The 12,296-nt window shown below is 69.7% G+C and carries 13 protein-coding genes; 4 read left to right on the top strand and 9 right to left on the bottom strand.

The genetic code is table 11. From position 1 onward, the window contains the following. Positions 1 to 9 precede the first annotated feature (9 nt). The 3 genes from ASC79_RS19380 to ASC79_RS19370 form a co-directional block, all read right to left on the bottom strand. Positions 10 to 1,029 carry an NAD(P)-dependent alcohol dehydrogenase gene (locus ASC79_RS19380; protein WP_056026242.1) on the bottom strand — a complete coding sequence of 340 codons (1,020 nt, stop codon included), beginning with the start codon at positions 1,027 to 1,029 and terminating at the stop codon, positions 10 to 12. Positions 1,030 to 1,108: 79 nt separating this feature from the next. After that, entirely contained in the window at positions 1,109 to 1,576 is a 468-nt protein-coding gene (locus ASC79_RS19375; protein ID WP_056026240.1) for an MAPEG family protein, read from the bottom strand. A gap of 50 nt (positions 1,577 to 1,626) precedes the next feature. After that, positions 1,627 to 2,787 carry an MFS transporter gene (locus ASC79_RS19370; protein WP_056026238.1) on the bottom strand — a complete coding sequence of 387 codons (1,161 nt, stop codon included), beginning with the start codon at positions 2,785 to 2,787 and terminating at the stop codon, positions 1,627 to 1,629. A gap of 110 nt (positions 2,788 to 2,897) precedes the next feature. Here ASC79_RS19370 and ASC79_RS19365 point away from each other — a divergent pair, with 110 nt between their 5' ends. Further along, on the top strand, positions 2,898 to 3,521 hold the full coding sequence (locus ASC79_RS19365; RefSeq protein ID WP_056026236.1) for an exopolysaccharide biosynthesis protein: 624 nt from the start codon (positions 2,898 to 2,900) through the stop codon (positions 3,519 to 3,521). Here the strand turns inward: ASC79_RS19365 and ASC79_RS19360 are convergent, their stop codons facing one another. Beyond that, entirely contained in the window at positions 3,522 to 4,532 is a 1,011-nt protein-coding gene (locus ASC79_RS19360) for a DUF1176 domain-containing protein (RefSeq protein WP_056026234.1), read from the bottom strand. A 74-nt stretch (positions 4,533 to 4,606) separates the two neighbouring features. On the opposite strand from ASC79_RS19360, the gene ASC79_RS19355 reads away from it, so the two are divergent. Genes ASC79_RS19355 through ASC79_RS19345 form a run of 3 tightly spaced genes read left to right on the top strand, consistent with a single transcriptional unit; the run spans position 4,607 to position 7,705 of the window. Then, positions 4,607 to 5,878 (top strand): aminotransferase class III-fold pyridoxal phosphate-dependent enzyme, encoded by a 1,272-nt coding sequence (locus ASC79_RS19355; protein ID WP_056026232.1) that lies wholly within the window; start codon positions 4,607 to 4,609, stop codon positions 5,876 to 5,878. A gap of 17 nt (positions 5,879 to 5,895) precedes the next feature. After that, a complete protein-coding gene (locus ASC79_RS19350; RefSeq protein WP_056026230.1) occupies positions 5,896 to 7,320 on the top strand; it encodes an amidase in 1,425 nt (474 codons plus the stop codon). 52 nt (positions 7,321 to 7,372) lie between these two features. After that, positions 7,373 to 7,705: a hypothetical protein gene (locus ASC79_RS19345; protein ID WP_056026228.1), complete on the top strand. Its 333-nt coding sequence runs from the start codon at positions 7,373 to 7,375 to the stop codon at positions 7,703 to 7,705. Between the two features lie 191 nt (positions 7,706 to 7,896). On the opposite strand, the gene ASC79_RS19340 is transcribed toward ASC79_RS19345, so the two are convergent. From ASC79_RS19340 to ASC79_RS19320, 5 genes are all read right to left on the bottom strand, one after another. After that, positions 7,897 to 8,568 carry a cytochrome b/b6 domain-containing protein gene (locus ASC79_RS19340; RefSeq protein ID WP_056026226.1) on the bottom strand — a complete coding sequence of 224 codons (672 nt, stop codon included), beginning with the start codon at positions 8,566 to 8,568 and terminating at the stop codon, positions 7,897 to 7,899. A 1-nt stretch (position 8,569) separates the two neighbouring features. Next, complete coding sequence (locus tag ASC79_RS19335; RefSeq protein ID WP_056026224.1) at positions 8,570 to 9,034, bottom strand: cytochrome c; 465 nt, start codon at positions 9,032 to 9,034, stop codon at positions 8,570 to 8,572. A gap of 99 nt (positions 9,035 to 9,133) precedes the next feature. Next, a complete protein-coding gene (locus ASC79_RS19330; RefSeq protein ID WP_235528839.1) occupies positions 9,134 to 11,155 on the bottom strand; it encodes an AsmA family protein in 2,022 nt (673 codons plus the stop codon). 53 nt (positions 11,156 to 11,208) lie between these two features. Then, positions 11,209 to 11,772: a sugar transferase gene (locus tag ASC79_RS19325; protein WP_082532275.1), complete on the bottom strand. Its 564-nt coding sequence runs from the start codon at positions 11,770 to 11,772 to the stop codon at positions 11,209 to 11,211. 64 nt (positions 11,773 to 11,836) lie between these two features. After that, positions 11,837 to 12,268, bottom strand: a complete 432-nt coding sequence (locus ASC79_RS19320; RefSeq protein ID WP_056026222.1) for a hypothetical protein — start codon at positions 12,266 to 12,268, stop codon at positions 11,837 to 11,839. Between the last annotated feature and the right edge of the window lie 28 nt (positions 12,269 to 12,296).

The following is a 12,296-nucleotide window of genomic DNA, read 5'->3' as shown; positions in this document are numbered from 1 at the left end:
GCCGCGGGACTAGAACTGCAGGACGATCTTGCCGAAGTGTTCTCCGCCCTGCATGGCGGCGAACGCCTTGGCGACGTCGGTCCAGGGGAAGACCTTGTCGACCACCGGTTCGATCCGGTGCAGCTCGATGGCCCGGCACATCGCCTCGAACATCTCGCGCGATCCGACCGAGAGCCCCTGAAGCCGGGCGCTGTTGCCGATCAGGACGCCCGGATGGACGCCCTCGGCCCCGCCGGCGACGACGCCGATGATGGCGATATGGCCGCCGATGCGGACCGCCTTGAGGCTCTGCTGGATGGTGCCCGAGCCGCCGACCTCCATCACGAAGTCGGCCCCCACGCCGCCGGTGGCCTGGCGCACCGCGCCGGCCCAGTCCGGCGTGGTCCGGTAATTGACCAGATGGTCGGCGCCGAGCGCCTTGGCCCGCTCCAGCTTCTCGTCCGAGGACGAGGTGATCACCGTGCGATAGCCGGCCGCCTTGGCGAACTGCAGGCCGAAGATCGAGACGCCGCCGGTGCCTTGCAGCACCACCGTGTCGCCGGGCTCGAGCCGGGCGTCCTCGAACAGGCCGCGCCAGGCGGTCAGCGCCGCGCACGGCAGGGTCGCGACCTGCTGGTCGGTCAGGAAATCAGGGACCTTGGAGACCCCCTCCTGGCTGAAGACGCCCAGCTCGCGCCCCGCGCCGGGGATCGGGAAGCCCAGCGCCGAAGACAATTTCTCCAGAGTCGGACGGCCGGAGGTCCAGTTCTGGAAGAACAGGGTCGCGACCCGGTCGCCGACTGCGACACGGGTGACGCCCGGCCCCACCGCCTCGACCATGCCGCAGCCGTCGGAAAACGGGGTGATCGACCCGCCGGCCGTGGCCGAGCCGCGGCTGTACATGCCGTTGACCATCAGCATGTCGCGATAGTTGAGCGACACCGCCTTCATGCGGACCAGGACCTCGCCGTGGCCCGGGACCGGGTCAGGCGCGTCGATCACCTTCAAGGCGTCGAACCCCCACGGCGCTGAGACTTCCAAGGCGCGCATGCATCTCTCCCCAATTGCTTTGCGGGGATTAGCAGCCCGTTGGCGTCGGGCCGCAAGACTGTCGTCGCGGAACGCGGGGCTAGTAGCCGAGCGCGGCGGCCAGGGTGCGTACGCTCATGAAGATCAGGATCGCCGACCCTATCGTCCAGAGCGTCGCGCGGACCTCATGGATCTGGCCGGTGAAATAGGCGGCGAAGTGCGCCAGGCGCGAAACCACGTAGCCGTAGAGCAGCCATTGGGCGAGCCACAACGGCGGATCGGTGAGAATGTAGAGGAAGCCGGCGACCAGGAAGAACGGCACGTTCTCCAGATCGTTCTGCTGGATTCGACGCACCCGCTCGACGCGCTCGTTCGGCGCCAGCTGGGAGGGATCGGGATTGGGATTGAGCGGCGTCTTCTTGAGATCTTCCGGCGCACGAAAGCCGCCTTTGACGCCCATCATCCGCACCACGGTCAGCCATGACATGGCCACCACCTTGAGGATCATCAGGCTGGCGGCGACGGCGTAGGTGGCGACAAGCGGATCCTGCAGACTGATCTGACTCATGGCGACCTCCCGACTTCGCCTTGATGTTGCTCAGCTTTCCACGGCCACGTCTAGGCGTCCAGCCGCCTGACCCCGTAGAGCCGCAGGGCGCCGACCAGGCCAAGCGCCGACATCGCGGCCATGGCGAGATAGCCCTTTGCGCCGGCGACATCGAACAGCCAGCCCGAGCCGATGGTCGCCGCCCCCATCAGCAGGCCGCCCGAGAGCGCCGAATTGATGGTCTGGGCGGCCGAGGCGTTGGTTGGGGTCGAGAGCTTCTCGACCAGCTGCAGCGAGGCGAGGAAGGTCGCAGCGTAGGTGAAGGTGTGCAGCGCCTGAAGCGGCAGCAGCAGCCAGAGCGGCGGCGAGAAGGCGAGCGCCGTCCAGCGGATAAGGGCTGCGACGCCGCCGATGACCAGCAGATTGCGCGGCCCGATCCGGCGGCGCCACGGCTCCATGAACCACATGAAGGCGACCTCGACCGCCACGGCCAGGCCCCAGAGCAGGCCGGTGGCGCTCTCGGGCATGCCCTGCTGTTTCCAGGAGAGGGTCGAGAACGAGTAATAGAAGGCGTGGGCCGACTGGATGAGGCCGACCGACACCACCGCCAGCATGAAGTTGCGGTCGCGCAGCAGGTCGCCGAGACCGGCGAGGCGTTCGGAGAGCCGGCTGGCCTGGCCGCCCTCGCGCACCGGGTCGGGCGGCAGCAGGCCCCGCGCGGCGCCGGCGGCCAGCATGGCCGCCGCGGTGATCCAGACCAGGACCAGCTCAGGCGAATAACGCGCCAGCAGAGCGCCGACCACGACATTGGCGACGATGAAGGCCACCGAGCCGATGCCGCGCGGCCAGCCATAGTTGAAGCCGTCCCGGCCCGCCCGTCGGAAGACGATGACGTCCGTCAGCGGGATCATGGTCGAGAGGATGGTGTTGGCCAGGAACCAGATCCCGAACCACCAGGCGAAGCCGAACGGCGCGGCGAGCAGGCCATAGGCCAGCGCCGTGGCTAGGCCCATCAGGATCAGCGGCGTGCGGCGGAGCGCAAAGCTGTCGGCCCACATGGCGATGGCCGGGGCGGTGACCGCGCGCGCCAGCATGGGCGCCGACAGGATCAGGCCGATCTCGGCGCCGGACAGTCCGCGCGCGGCGAACCAGACCGGAATGTAGGGCGAGCTGGCGCCGGTCCCCACGAACAGGGCCGCATAGAAGAGACCAAGGCGAACCGGCTGTGACATCCGCCATCCCGCTTATGCGAGTCGCCGGCAACAATCCCGTGACTTCGGCCCGTTCAAGCGCGGCTTTTCCTTCCGTAACGGCGCCGAGCCGTGCTAGCGCGAAGCTTGAAATGTCCGAGCACCGTAAAGCCGCGAGCGTATCCGAACTCCTCGATCAGATCGCGGAGCGTCCGGGCCGCGAGGTATCGGTCGGCGACCTGCTGGACACCTTCGGCGATCGCGCCTTCGGGGCGCTGATGTTCGTGTTCGCCGCGCCGCTGGTGCTGCCGATGCCGCCGGGGGTTTCGGCGTTGCTGGGCGCGCCGCTGATCTTCATCACCTTCCAATGGACCATGGGCCGCAAGACCCTGTGGCTGCCCAAGGTGATGCTGTCGCGGACCATGAGCATGGCCGACTTCCGCGCCCTGACCGTGAAGCTGAAGCCGCACCTGGCGCGGCTGGAGCGGCGGCTGCGGCCGCGGCTGACCTTCATGTACAACCCGATGGGCGACCGGCTGGTGGGCGCGTTGTGCTTCGTGCTGTCGCTGATCGTGTTCCTGCCGGTCCCGTTCGGGAACATGCTGCCGTCGTTCGCGATCGCCGCCTTCGCCATCGGCGGGGCCGAGCGCGACGGGCTGGCGGCGCTGATCGGCTGGATCGCGGCGATCCTGTCGGTGGTGGTGCTGATCGTGCTGTCGAAAGCGATCGTCGCGGCGATCCTGGCCTTCTTCTCCACCCTGCTCGGGATGTTCTGACTACTTCTGGCGGCTGCGATACGTCGTGGCCCAGTCGTCGGGCGTCACCCCGCGGCATTCGCCCATGAGATCCTGCGCGGTCGGGGCGAAGGCTTTGCCGTCCCAGACCCAGACATTGGCCGCCCCGCAGTCGCCGATTCCCCTGCCCTTCTCGAAGTTCGACAGGGTCTGGGTCGCCGGGTCGTAGTCGACGTTCATGAGGTCGGTCGTCGCCTCGCCTCCATCGGCGTAGCGGATCGACAACGGGCGGGCCGCGCCCTTCGCATCCACCACCGTGAAGCTGTAGATCATGTTGTAGGCGCCGCGGCTGCAAAGCGGCGCCCAGAGCGTGAGGTCGGCCGAGAGCCGGCCGGAGATCGGCTCGGCGCCCAGGTCGGCGATGTCGTCGTCGCAGTCTTTCGTCAGCGCCATGACCGAGGCCGGCGGCGTCTTCGGCAGGCCCGCCTGCGACACGGCGGGCGCCGCGCGGACCAGCGGAAGTTCCGGCGCCGGCGGCACGCTGGCGGCGGGGGCCGGCCCCTTGGCGACCAGCGCGGTGACGCCGCCGGCGCGCTTCTGCTTGTCGTCCATCCAGCGCAACGCCGCCGAGCTGCCGGCCAGGGAGATCGCGCCGATCGGCTTGCCGCCCGCCGAGACCTGCAGCGCCTGACCGCCCGCGGCGGCGGCGATCACAGCGGCGGCCTGGGGTGGAGACAGCTCGGCAGAGGCACGGCCATCGCCATCCTCGCTGGCCGCCTGGACGCTGGCGAGCGCGCGGCCGTCGACCGACAGCGACCAGGTTCCGGGCGGTCCCTCCATCACCAGCCTGGCCTGCGGCGCATCGGCGGCGGCGGCTCCGCGCTCGATCCGCAGATAACCGGACATTTCGAAGGCTTCGCCGGCGAAGCCGAAGGCGGCGCACTGCCGGGTGTTGTCGCAGGCGACCCACCAGTCCTTGAAGGCCTCGCCCGCCAGGGCCGGCGAGGCCAGGAGCGCCGCCGCCCCGGTCAGGACCAATACCTTCGCCGTCATCGCTCGCTCCCGGTTGCCGATACGCGGGCGCAGCGTAAGGTCTGGGTACGGCCTTCGTCGACGGAGAACTCCCCATGACGCGTAGCCACGACAGAGCCCTGCGCGACCGCGCCGCGGCGGTGATCCCCGGCGGCATGTACGGCCACCAGGCGGTGGGCCTTTTGCCCGACGACTATCCGCAGTTCTTTTCCAGGGCCGAGGGCGCGCACATCTGGGACGCGGACGGGAAGCGCTATCTCGATCTGATGTGCGCCTATGGGCCCAACCTGTTCGGTTATGGCCAGCCTGAGATCGACGCGGCCTACGTCCGCCAGCTGGGGCTCGGCGACACCCTGACCGGGCCGACCGAGCTGATGGTGCGGCTGGCCGAGGAGATGACCCTGTTGGTCAGCCACGCCGACTGGGCGATGTTCTGCAAGAACGGCACCGACGCCACGACCATGGCGCTGATGACGGCGCGGGCGCACACGCGGCGCAAGACCATCGTGCGGGCCAAGGGCGCCTATCACGGCGCAGCGCCCTGGTGCACGCCGCGGCCGGCGGGCACCACCGACACCGACCGGGCGCACCAGATCTTCTGCGACTACAACGACGTGGCCAGCCTGGAAGCGGCGGTGGCGGAGGCCGGCGACGACCTGGCGGCCATCTTCGCCGCGCCGTTCAAACACGACGCCTTCATCGACCAGTCGCAGCCGAACCTCGCCTACGCCAAGCGCGCACGCGAGTTGGCCGACCAGACCGGGGCGCTGCTGATCGTCGATGACGTGCGTGCGGGCCTGCGGATGGCGCGCGACTGCTCGTGGGCGGTGCTGGGGATCGAGCCGGACCTGTCGACCTGGGGCAAGTGCATCGCCAACGGCCATCCGATCTCGGCGCTGCTGGGCTCGGAAAAGGCGCGCAAGGCGGCAGCCTCGATCTATGTCACCGGCTCGTTCTGGTTCCAGGCCGCGCCAATGGCCGCGGCGCTGGAGACGCTGCGGCTGGTGCGCACCACCGACTATCTGGAGCGGCTGATCGCCATGGGCGAGCGGCTGTCGGCGGGCCTGACCGAACGCGCGGCTGCGGCGGGTTTCGGCCTGCGCTGCACCGGGCCGGGCCAGATGCCGCTCTATCTGTTCGATGACGACCCCGACCTGCGGAAGGGCTTCTTCTTCGTCTCGCAGATGCTGAGCCGGGGGTTCTATCTGCACCCGTGGCACAACATGTTCCTCTGTGCGGCGATGACGGAGGCCGACATCGATGGGCTGCTGAACGCGGCCGAGGACTCGCTGGCGGCGCTCAAGCGCGAGGCCGGCGGCCTGGCGCCGGTCGAGAAGCTGGCCTTCCTGGCCGGCGGACAAAGATAAGAAGAAGGGTGGGAACGATGGACGATTTCTCCGAGCACGACGGCCTGGCCCTGGCGGCCCTGGTGGCCAAGGGCGAGGTCACGCCGCTGGAGCTGGTGGACGCCGCCATCGAGCGGATCGAGCGGCACAACCCGTCCCTGAACGCGGTGGTCTACAAGGCCTATGACGAAGCGCGGAAGACCGCCCAGGGACCGCTGCCCGACGGGCCGTTCAAGGGCGTGCCGTTCCTGATCAAGGACCTGGGCGTGCCGGTGGCCGGATGGCCGCGAACCTATGGCAGCCGCTTCGCCGCCGGCTGGGTGGACAAGGACGACTGCGGCCTGACCCGGCGCTACCGGGAGTCGGGCGTCGTGCTGGTCGGCAAGACCAACACGCCCGAGTACGGCATCACCGGCGTGACCGAGGGCGGCTATCTGGGCGCCTGCCGCAACCCCTGGAACCCCGATCATGTCTCGGGCGGATCGTCGGGGGGCGCGGCCTCGGCGGTGGCGAGCGGGATGGTGCCGCTGGCCCACGCCAGCGACGGGCTCGGCTCGATCCGCATCCCGGCGGCCTGTTGCGGGCTGGTGGGACTGAAGGTGACGCGCGACCGCACGCCGAACCTGCCGGACGGCGACAACTACGCGATGGGCTTTTCGGTCGACCATGTGGTGACCCGAACCGTGCGCGACAGCGCCGCGATGCTGGACGCCACCGGCCGCCCCGAGCCGGGCGCGCCCTTCGAAGCGCCGCACAAGGAGCGGCCCTATATGGAGGAAATCGAGCGCAGCCCCGGCAAACTGCGCATCGCCTGGTCGTCGGAGACCCCGTCGGGCCGGCCGATCGACCCGCAGATCCAGGCCGCGCTGGAACGCACCGCAGCGCTGCTGAAGGGTCTGGGCCACGAAGTCGTGGAGAAGGGTCTCGGCATCGACTACCGCGCGCTCTACACCGCCCGCGGTCCCGTCTCGGGCGCCAACTTCGCGGCCAACATCGCGCGGCTGTCGGCGATGCTGGGCCGCGAACCGCAGGAGCACGAACTGGAGCCGCTGACCTGGGCGGCTCTGAAGAGCGGGCGCAAGGTGACCGGCGAGCAGGCCTTCCGCGGCTGGCAGGACCTGCGCGACCTGAACCGCAAGACGCTGATGTTCTTCGAGGACGTCGACGTCTACCTCTGCCCGGTGCTGGGCACGCCGGTTCCGCCGGTCGGGCTGATCGACCCGGTGGCGGTCGATCCGCAGGAGCTGAACAAGCGCCAGAGCCGAGCCTTCCCCTACACGCCGCCGTTCAATTTCTCGGGCCAGCCCTCGCTGTCGCTGCCGCTGGAGATGGACGATGCGGGCCTGCCGATCGGCATGATGTTCACCGCCCGCTTCGCCGACGAGGCGACCTTGCTGCGGCTGGCCGCGCAATTGGAGAAGGAAGCGCCTTGGAAGGGACGCAGGCCTGCGCTCTGGGGGTAGAAAGCTTCACGCCTCCCGCGTTAGCTTGAGGCCAGGATTCTAGGAGTACTTCATGAGCGACCGGATCGAACGGCCCTGGGCCCTGATGCGCCACCACGCGGGCTGGGCCGACGTCTTCCATATCGAGAATGAGACGGCCGACTCGATCACCGGCTTCTATCCCGACCGCGAAACCGTCGGCCCGCCGGTGAACTACAGCGTCCGCGCGGTGCTGGCCCGTTTCCCCACCATGGAAGCGGCCCGCGCCGCTCGCGAGGGCGCGGTGCTGGAATGGCGCAAGCATGACGCCGGCGTGCGCGAGGCCGAAGACAAGCTGCGGGCGGCCGAGAAGGCCCGCGAAGACGCCTGGCTGAACTGCCTGCGCGGCGCCGCCAACGGCGGCTGACGCCAAGCCTAAGGTGGTGTCATCCCGGCTGAAGCGGCCGGGACCCATTCGCACCAAGTGATCAAGTCTTGGCGGCGATCGATGTCTATCCTGAGGGATCTGGTGTTCATGGGCCCCGGTCTTCGGTCTGCGACCGAAACCGGGATGACTCGCGTCGAGCCACCTCCCCCAGGAGGGGAGGAGTTTAGAGTCTAGAACCTCAGGCCCTTGGCGATCGCCCAGGCGACCAGCACGGCCAGCACGACGCCGACCACCAGACGCCAGAGGCCGGCGGGGCGCAGGGCCTCGCCCTGGAACGGGCGTTTGCCGGTGATCATCGCGCCGATCAGGTTCTGGCGCTTCCAGACCCAATAGAAGCCGATCGCCACGATGTGCAGCGCCACCAGCGCCTGCAGCACGCGGAACACCGTTTCGTGCAGCTCGGCGGCGACGCGGCTGGCGTCGAAGCTGACGAGGTGCGAGAGCGGCCCCGATTCCAGGCCGTCGAGGTCGCTGGCGAACAGGCCCAGACCGACCTGGACCAGCATTACAGCCAGCATGGCCAGGACGCTCCAGGCGCCCAGCGGATTGTGGCCGGCCCCGTCGCTGGCCCGGCGCGCGCCCAGCGTGCGCATGTAGGCGAGCGTCGCGCCCGGCCCCTTCAGGAAGTGCGTGAAGCGAGCGGTCGAACCGCCGGCGACGCCCCACCAAAGCCGGAAGACCAGCAGGCCGATGATCGCGTAGCCGGACCAGCGGTGGACCTGCATGTTCTCGCCCGCCGTGAACCACGACACGAGCAGAAGCACGACCAGCGACCAATGGACGATCCGGGTCGGCAGGTCCCAGAGCGGGCGCGGCGGTCCTGCCGCAGCGTCGGACGCCACGCTACTTCTCGACGCGATAGACGTCGTGGCAAGCCTTGCAAGTGCCGCCGGTCGCCCGGAACTGCGCCTTGATGGCGTCGATGTCGCCGGCCGCCGCGACGGTCTGCAGCTTGCCCGCCTGGGTCTGGAAGTTGGCGGCCGCAGCGCCGAACTTGGCGGAGTCCGTCCAGATGTTGGGCTTGGCTTCGGTCTTGAAACCCGCCTCGGGGCCGGAACCCTTGGGGAACCACTTGGTCACCTGCGCGGCCTGGGCGTTCACGACCTGGGCGTTGGCGGCGATGAGCTTGGCGTCGGGCGAGCCCTTCTTGAGCTCGTCGCTGATCGCCTTGAACGAGGCGCCGATCTTCTTGTAGCCGGCCTGGCGCGTGGCGATCGCGGTCTCTACGGCCGTTGCGGCGATCGCGCCGGAGGCGCCAAGCGCCAGGACGAGCGCGATGGCGAGGGGTTTGGCGGGGCGGAAGGGCATCGTCGAACCTCTGCTTTTCTGATCGGTCCAGAGTGGGCGCCCGTCTGTCGGGCGTCAATGGACGATGACCAGCGCTGATTGCGCAATTCTCGCAGGCGCCTAGGTGCGCGGCTTGGCCACCGGCGCGCCCTGACGGCCGGCCTGGGCGATGAGCGATCCGCAGGCGGCGTCTTCGGCAAGACCCAGGTCCACGAACGGCAGGACAGCGGCCAGCGGCGCGACCAGAGCCCCCAGCGCGGCGGCCGCGCCGCCCTGGGCCAGCGCGCCGGAAGCTTCGACGCCGAACTTCGGCTGGACGATCGGGCCGTTGACGGTGACCGGCGCGGTAAGGCGGATCAGCCGCGGCTCCTTGGCCTGGCCGGTGATGCGCAGGGACATCGTCTCGTCGCGCAGATCGATCCGGCCCTCGCCGGTGCTCAGCACCGGCGTCGTGTCGATGATGATCCGATTGGCGGTCAGGACCCCATTCCGGGCCTGGAAGTGCGCGACCGCGCAGCGCAGCTCGGTCTTGCTCTGATCCTTGGCTAGCAGCAGGCCGAGCCCCTTGGTCACGTTGATCCCCATGAGCTCGGCGAAGGCCGCGCGGATCTCGCCGCCCGGGGCCACGAACAGCGCCTGGCCGTCGGCGTGAGCCGCCGCCTCGCGGACCGAAGCCCCCGCCCCGCTAAGCTTCACGCGGCCGACCAGGGCGCCGGTGATCGGAGCGGCCCCTCCGCTGCGGATCGGGATGAGCTGTTCGATGCGCGCCCGCGACAGGCGCAGGTCGATGCTGCTGACGGGCATGTCGCGGCGGGCGTCGAGCTTGGCCTGACCGGCAATGGAGCCTTGGGTGAGGTCGAGGCGCAGCGGGTCGGCGTCCAGCACGCCGTCCTTCAGCCGGATACGCACGGACCCCGCCCGCAGCGGGAAACGCGGCGCATTGATGCTGGCGGCGCTGTACTTCACGTCGGCGTCCATGGCGCGGATGCGGGAAACGTTCAGGGTGGCGTCAGGCAGCAAGCGGTGCTGCGAGGCCATCTGGCGGCCGACCGCCTGCTGGCCTGGCGAGGCCGTCTCGCCCGCGCCCTGGCTGGGCGCGCCGCCGAACACCGCCGCCAGGTCGTCGAAATCCAACCGCCGCGAGCGCAGGTCCGCGGTGAGGAAGGGCCGCTCGCCAGCGGTGTTCACCGAGAGATTCCCGGCCATGTCGCTGTCGCCGACCTTTCCGCCCACATCGGCCACGCGCCAGAGCTTCTGGTCACGCGACAGCCGGCCTGAGAGCCGGTACGGCGGTGAGTTGGGGAAGGCCACGCCAGTCAGATCGTAGAGGTCGGCCAAATCCGGCCCGCTGGCCGTGACCCGCGCCTGAAAGCGCCCGAGATCGAAGGGACGCGTGATGTCGCCCTTGGCCAGGATCCGCGTGGCTCCGGCGCGCACATCGGCGTCGAAGGGATAGGGGCGTCCGGGGCGGACGTTGACCAGCGGGCCGCCGGTCAGGTCCAGGCGGAACGGTGCGCCGTTGATCTTGCCCGTCCCGGCGACGACGAAGCCTGCACTGGCCGAGCCCCGCCGCTCGGCGGCGTTGACGGCGGCGTCGAGCGTGATCTGACGGCCGGCGTCCTTGAACGAGATCTGGCCGCCCTCGATGCGGAAATCGTGGATTGGCGGCAATCGCAGCGGCTTGGGCGGCGCGTCGGGGCGAAACGACCAGTTGGCCCGGCCCTTGGCGTCGCGCAGCAGGGCGATGCGCGGCTTGGTCAGCTCCAGGCGGCGGAATACCAGTTGGCCGCGCAGCAGTGGCAGCGCCTCGATCTGGAGGTCGAGGCGCTCGATGTCAGCCATCTGGCCCTTGCCGGCCCAGGCCGGGTTGCCGATCTGCAGGCCGCCGACGCTGGCGCTGGGCGTGAAGCTGAACGGCCGCACGTCGAGATCGCCCTTGATCGCCACCTCGCGGTCGAGACGGGCCGAAGCGAAACGCGACACGGGGCCGCGCAGCTGGTTCCAGTCGAGCATCGCCAGCACCGCCACGCCGCCGACAAAAACGATTGCGACGCCGGCCACCGAAACGGCCAGCCCCCTGCGGTGGGTGCTGAGCCAATGTCTGACGCCGCGCTGGCTGGTTTCGGTCGTGTCCTTCGGCAATGGCCTCGCTCCGGAATGTTCCAGAACGCGCGAGCCGGCGGCCGGTGGCGCCGCTAGTGTCGGACGCCTCGGCCGGAAAAGGCCGCGACAAGGGTGATCGCGATGATGCGGACGTCGAGAACGAGGCCGCGACGGGCCAGGTAATCGGCGTCCAGTCGGGCCTTGTCGGTGTTGGGCAGGTCGTCGCGGCCGTTGATCTGCGCCCAGCCGGTCACGCCCGGCCGCAGCGCCTCGACGCCGGCCGCGGTGCGCAGCGCGACGAGGTCATCCTGGTTGAACAGGGCCGGCCGCGGCCCGACCAGGCTCATGTCTCCGACCAGCACGCTCCAGAGCTGGGGCAACTCGTCCAGGCTCGTGCGGCGCAGGAACCGCCCCAACGGCGTGATCCAGGCGTCGGGATCAGTCAGCAGATGGGTCGCCACGTTGGGCGCGCCGGTCTTCATGGTGCGGAACTTCGGCATCTTGAAGAGCGCATTGTAGCGGCCGACGCGGCTGGACCAGTGCAGCGCCGGGCCGGGACTATCCATGCGAACGGCGAGCGCGATCGCCGCCATGATGGGGGCGAGCACGATCAGTCCGGCCAGGGCCGCCAGGATATCGAAGGCCCGCTTGGCCACGCGCGTTCCCCTCGCCGTCTGCAACTGGCCAGGGATAGCGCGGCGCGGCCCGCCGCGCCAAGGGTCAGGCGTCGGAAGCGGGATCGTCGGTGGGACGAAGCTTTGCGCGCGCCTTCAGCGGCGGTTCCGCCGCCGGCTCGGCTTCTGGCGGCGCCGCCACCGTTTCAACCACCGCGGCGGCGACGTCGACCGCCTCCTCCACCATCGCCTGCGCGACGGCGGCAGTCTCGGCGGCCACCGTGGCCGGCTCAGGGATAAGCTCAGGCGAGGGCTCAGGCGACGGCTCTGGCGCGCTCACGAGCTGCGGCTTGGCCGGGCCCAGCAAGGCCTCGAGATTGGCGTGCTCGACCCAGCGGGTCATCCACCAATAGGCGACGCCCGCGGACGCCGCGCCCGCGAACATGAACCAGAGCGGCGAGGCCGCGCCGACAGGAATGTTGAACGCCTTCTGGGGATCAAGGGCCGCGGGCCCTTCTTCGAACATGGTGAGAGCCATGGGTAACGCCTCCAAACAGCTAGGGTTT

The sequence above is a fragment of the Phenylobacterium sp. Root1290 genome, from assembly GCF_001425305.1.
GTDB lineage: Bacteria > Pseudomonadota > Alphaproteobacteria > Caulobacterales > Caulobacteraceae > Phenylobacterium.
The sequence above is the reverse complement of the archived record's forward strand: the minus strand, read 5'-3'. Positions and strand labels throughout refer to the sequence as shown.

Coding starts and splice junctions, on each gene's coding strand:
- ASC79_RS19335 (WP_056026224.1), bottom strand. CDS start 9,034: ATGCCCTTCCGCCCCGCCAAACCCCTCGCCATCGCGCTCGTCCTGGCG.
- ASC79_RS19375 (WP_056026240.1), bottom strand. CDS start 1,576: ATGAGTCAGATCAGTCTGCAGGATCCGCTTGTCGCCACCTACGCCGTC.
- ASC79_RS19355 (WP_056026232.1), top strand. CDS start 4,607: ATGACGCGTAGCCACGACAGAGCCCTGCGCGACCGCGCCGCGGCGGTG.
- ASC79_RS19380 (WP_056026242.1), bottom strand. CDS start 1,029: ATGCGCGCCTTGGAAGTCTCAGCGCCGTGGGGGTTCGACGCCTTGAAG.
- ASC79_RS19320 (WP_056026222.1), bottom strand. CDS start 12,268: ATGGCTCTCACCATGTTCGAAGAAGGGCCCGCGGCCCTTGATCCCCAG.
- ASC79_RS19365 (WP_056026236.1), top strand. CDS start 2,898: ATGTCCGAGCACCGTAAAGCCGCGAGCGTATCCGAACTCCTCGATCAG.
- ASC79_RS19345 (WP_056026228.1), top strand. CDS start 7,373: ATGAGCGACCGGATCGAACGGCCCTGGGCCCTGATGCGCCACCACGCG.
- ASC79_RS19350 (WP_056026230.1), top strand. CDS start 5,896: ATGGACGATTTCTCCGAGCACGACGGCCTGGCCCTGGCGGCCCTGGTG.
- ASC79_RS19370 (WP_056026238.1), bottom strand. CDS start 2,787: ATGTCACAGCCGGTTCGCCTTGGTCTCTTCTATGCGGCCCTGTTCGTG.
- ASC79_RS19360 (WP_056026234.1), bottom strand. CDS start 4,532: ATGACGGCGAAGGTATTGGTCCTGACCGGGGCGGCGGCGCTCCTGGCC.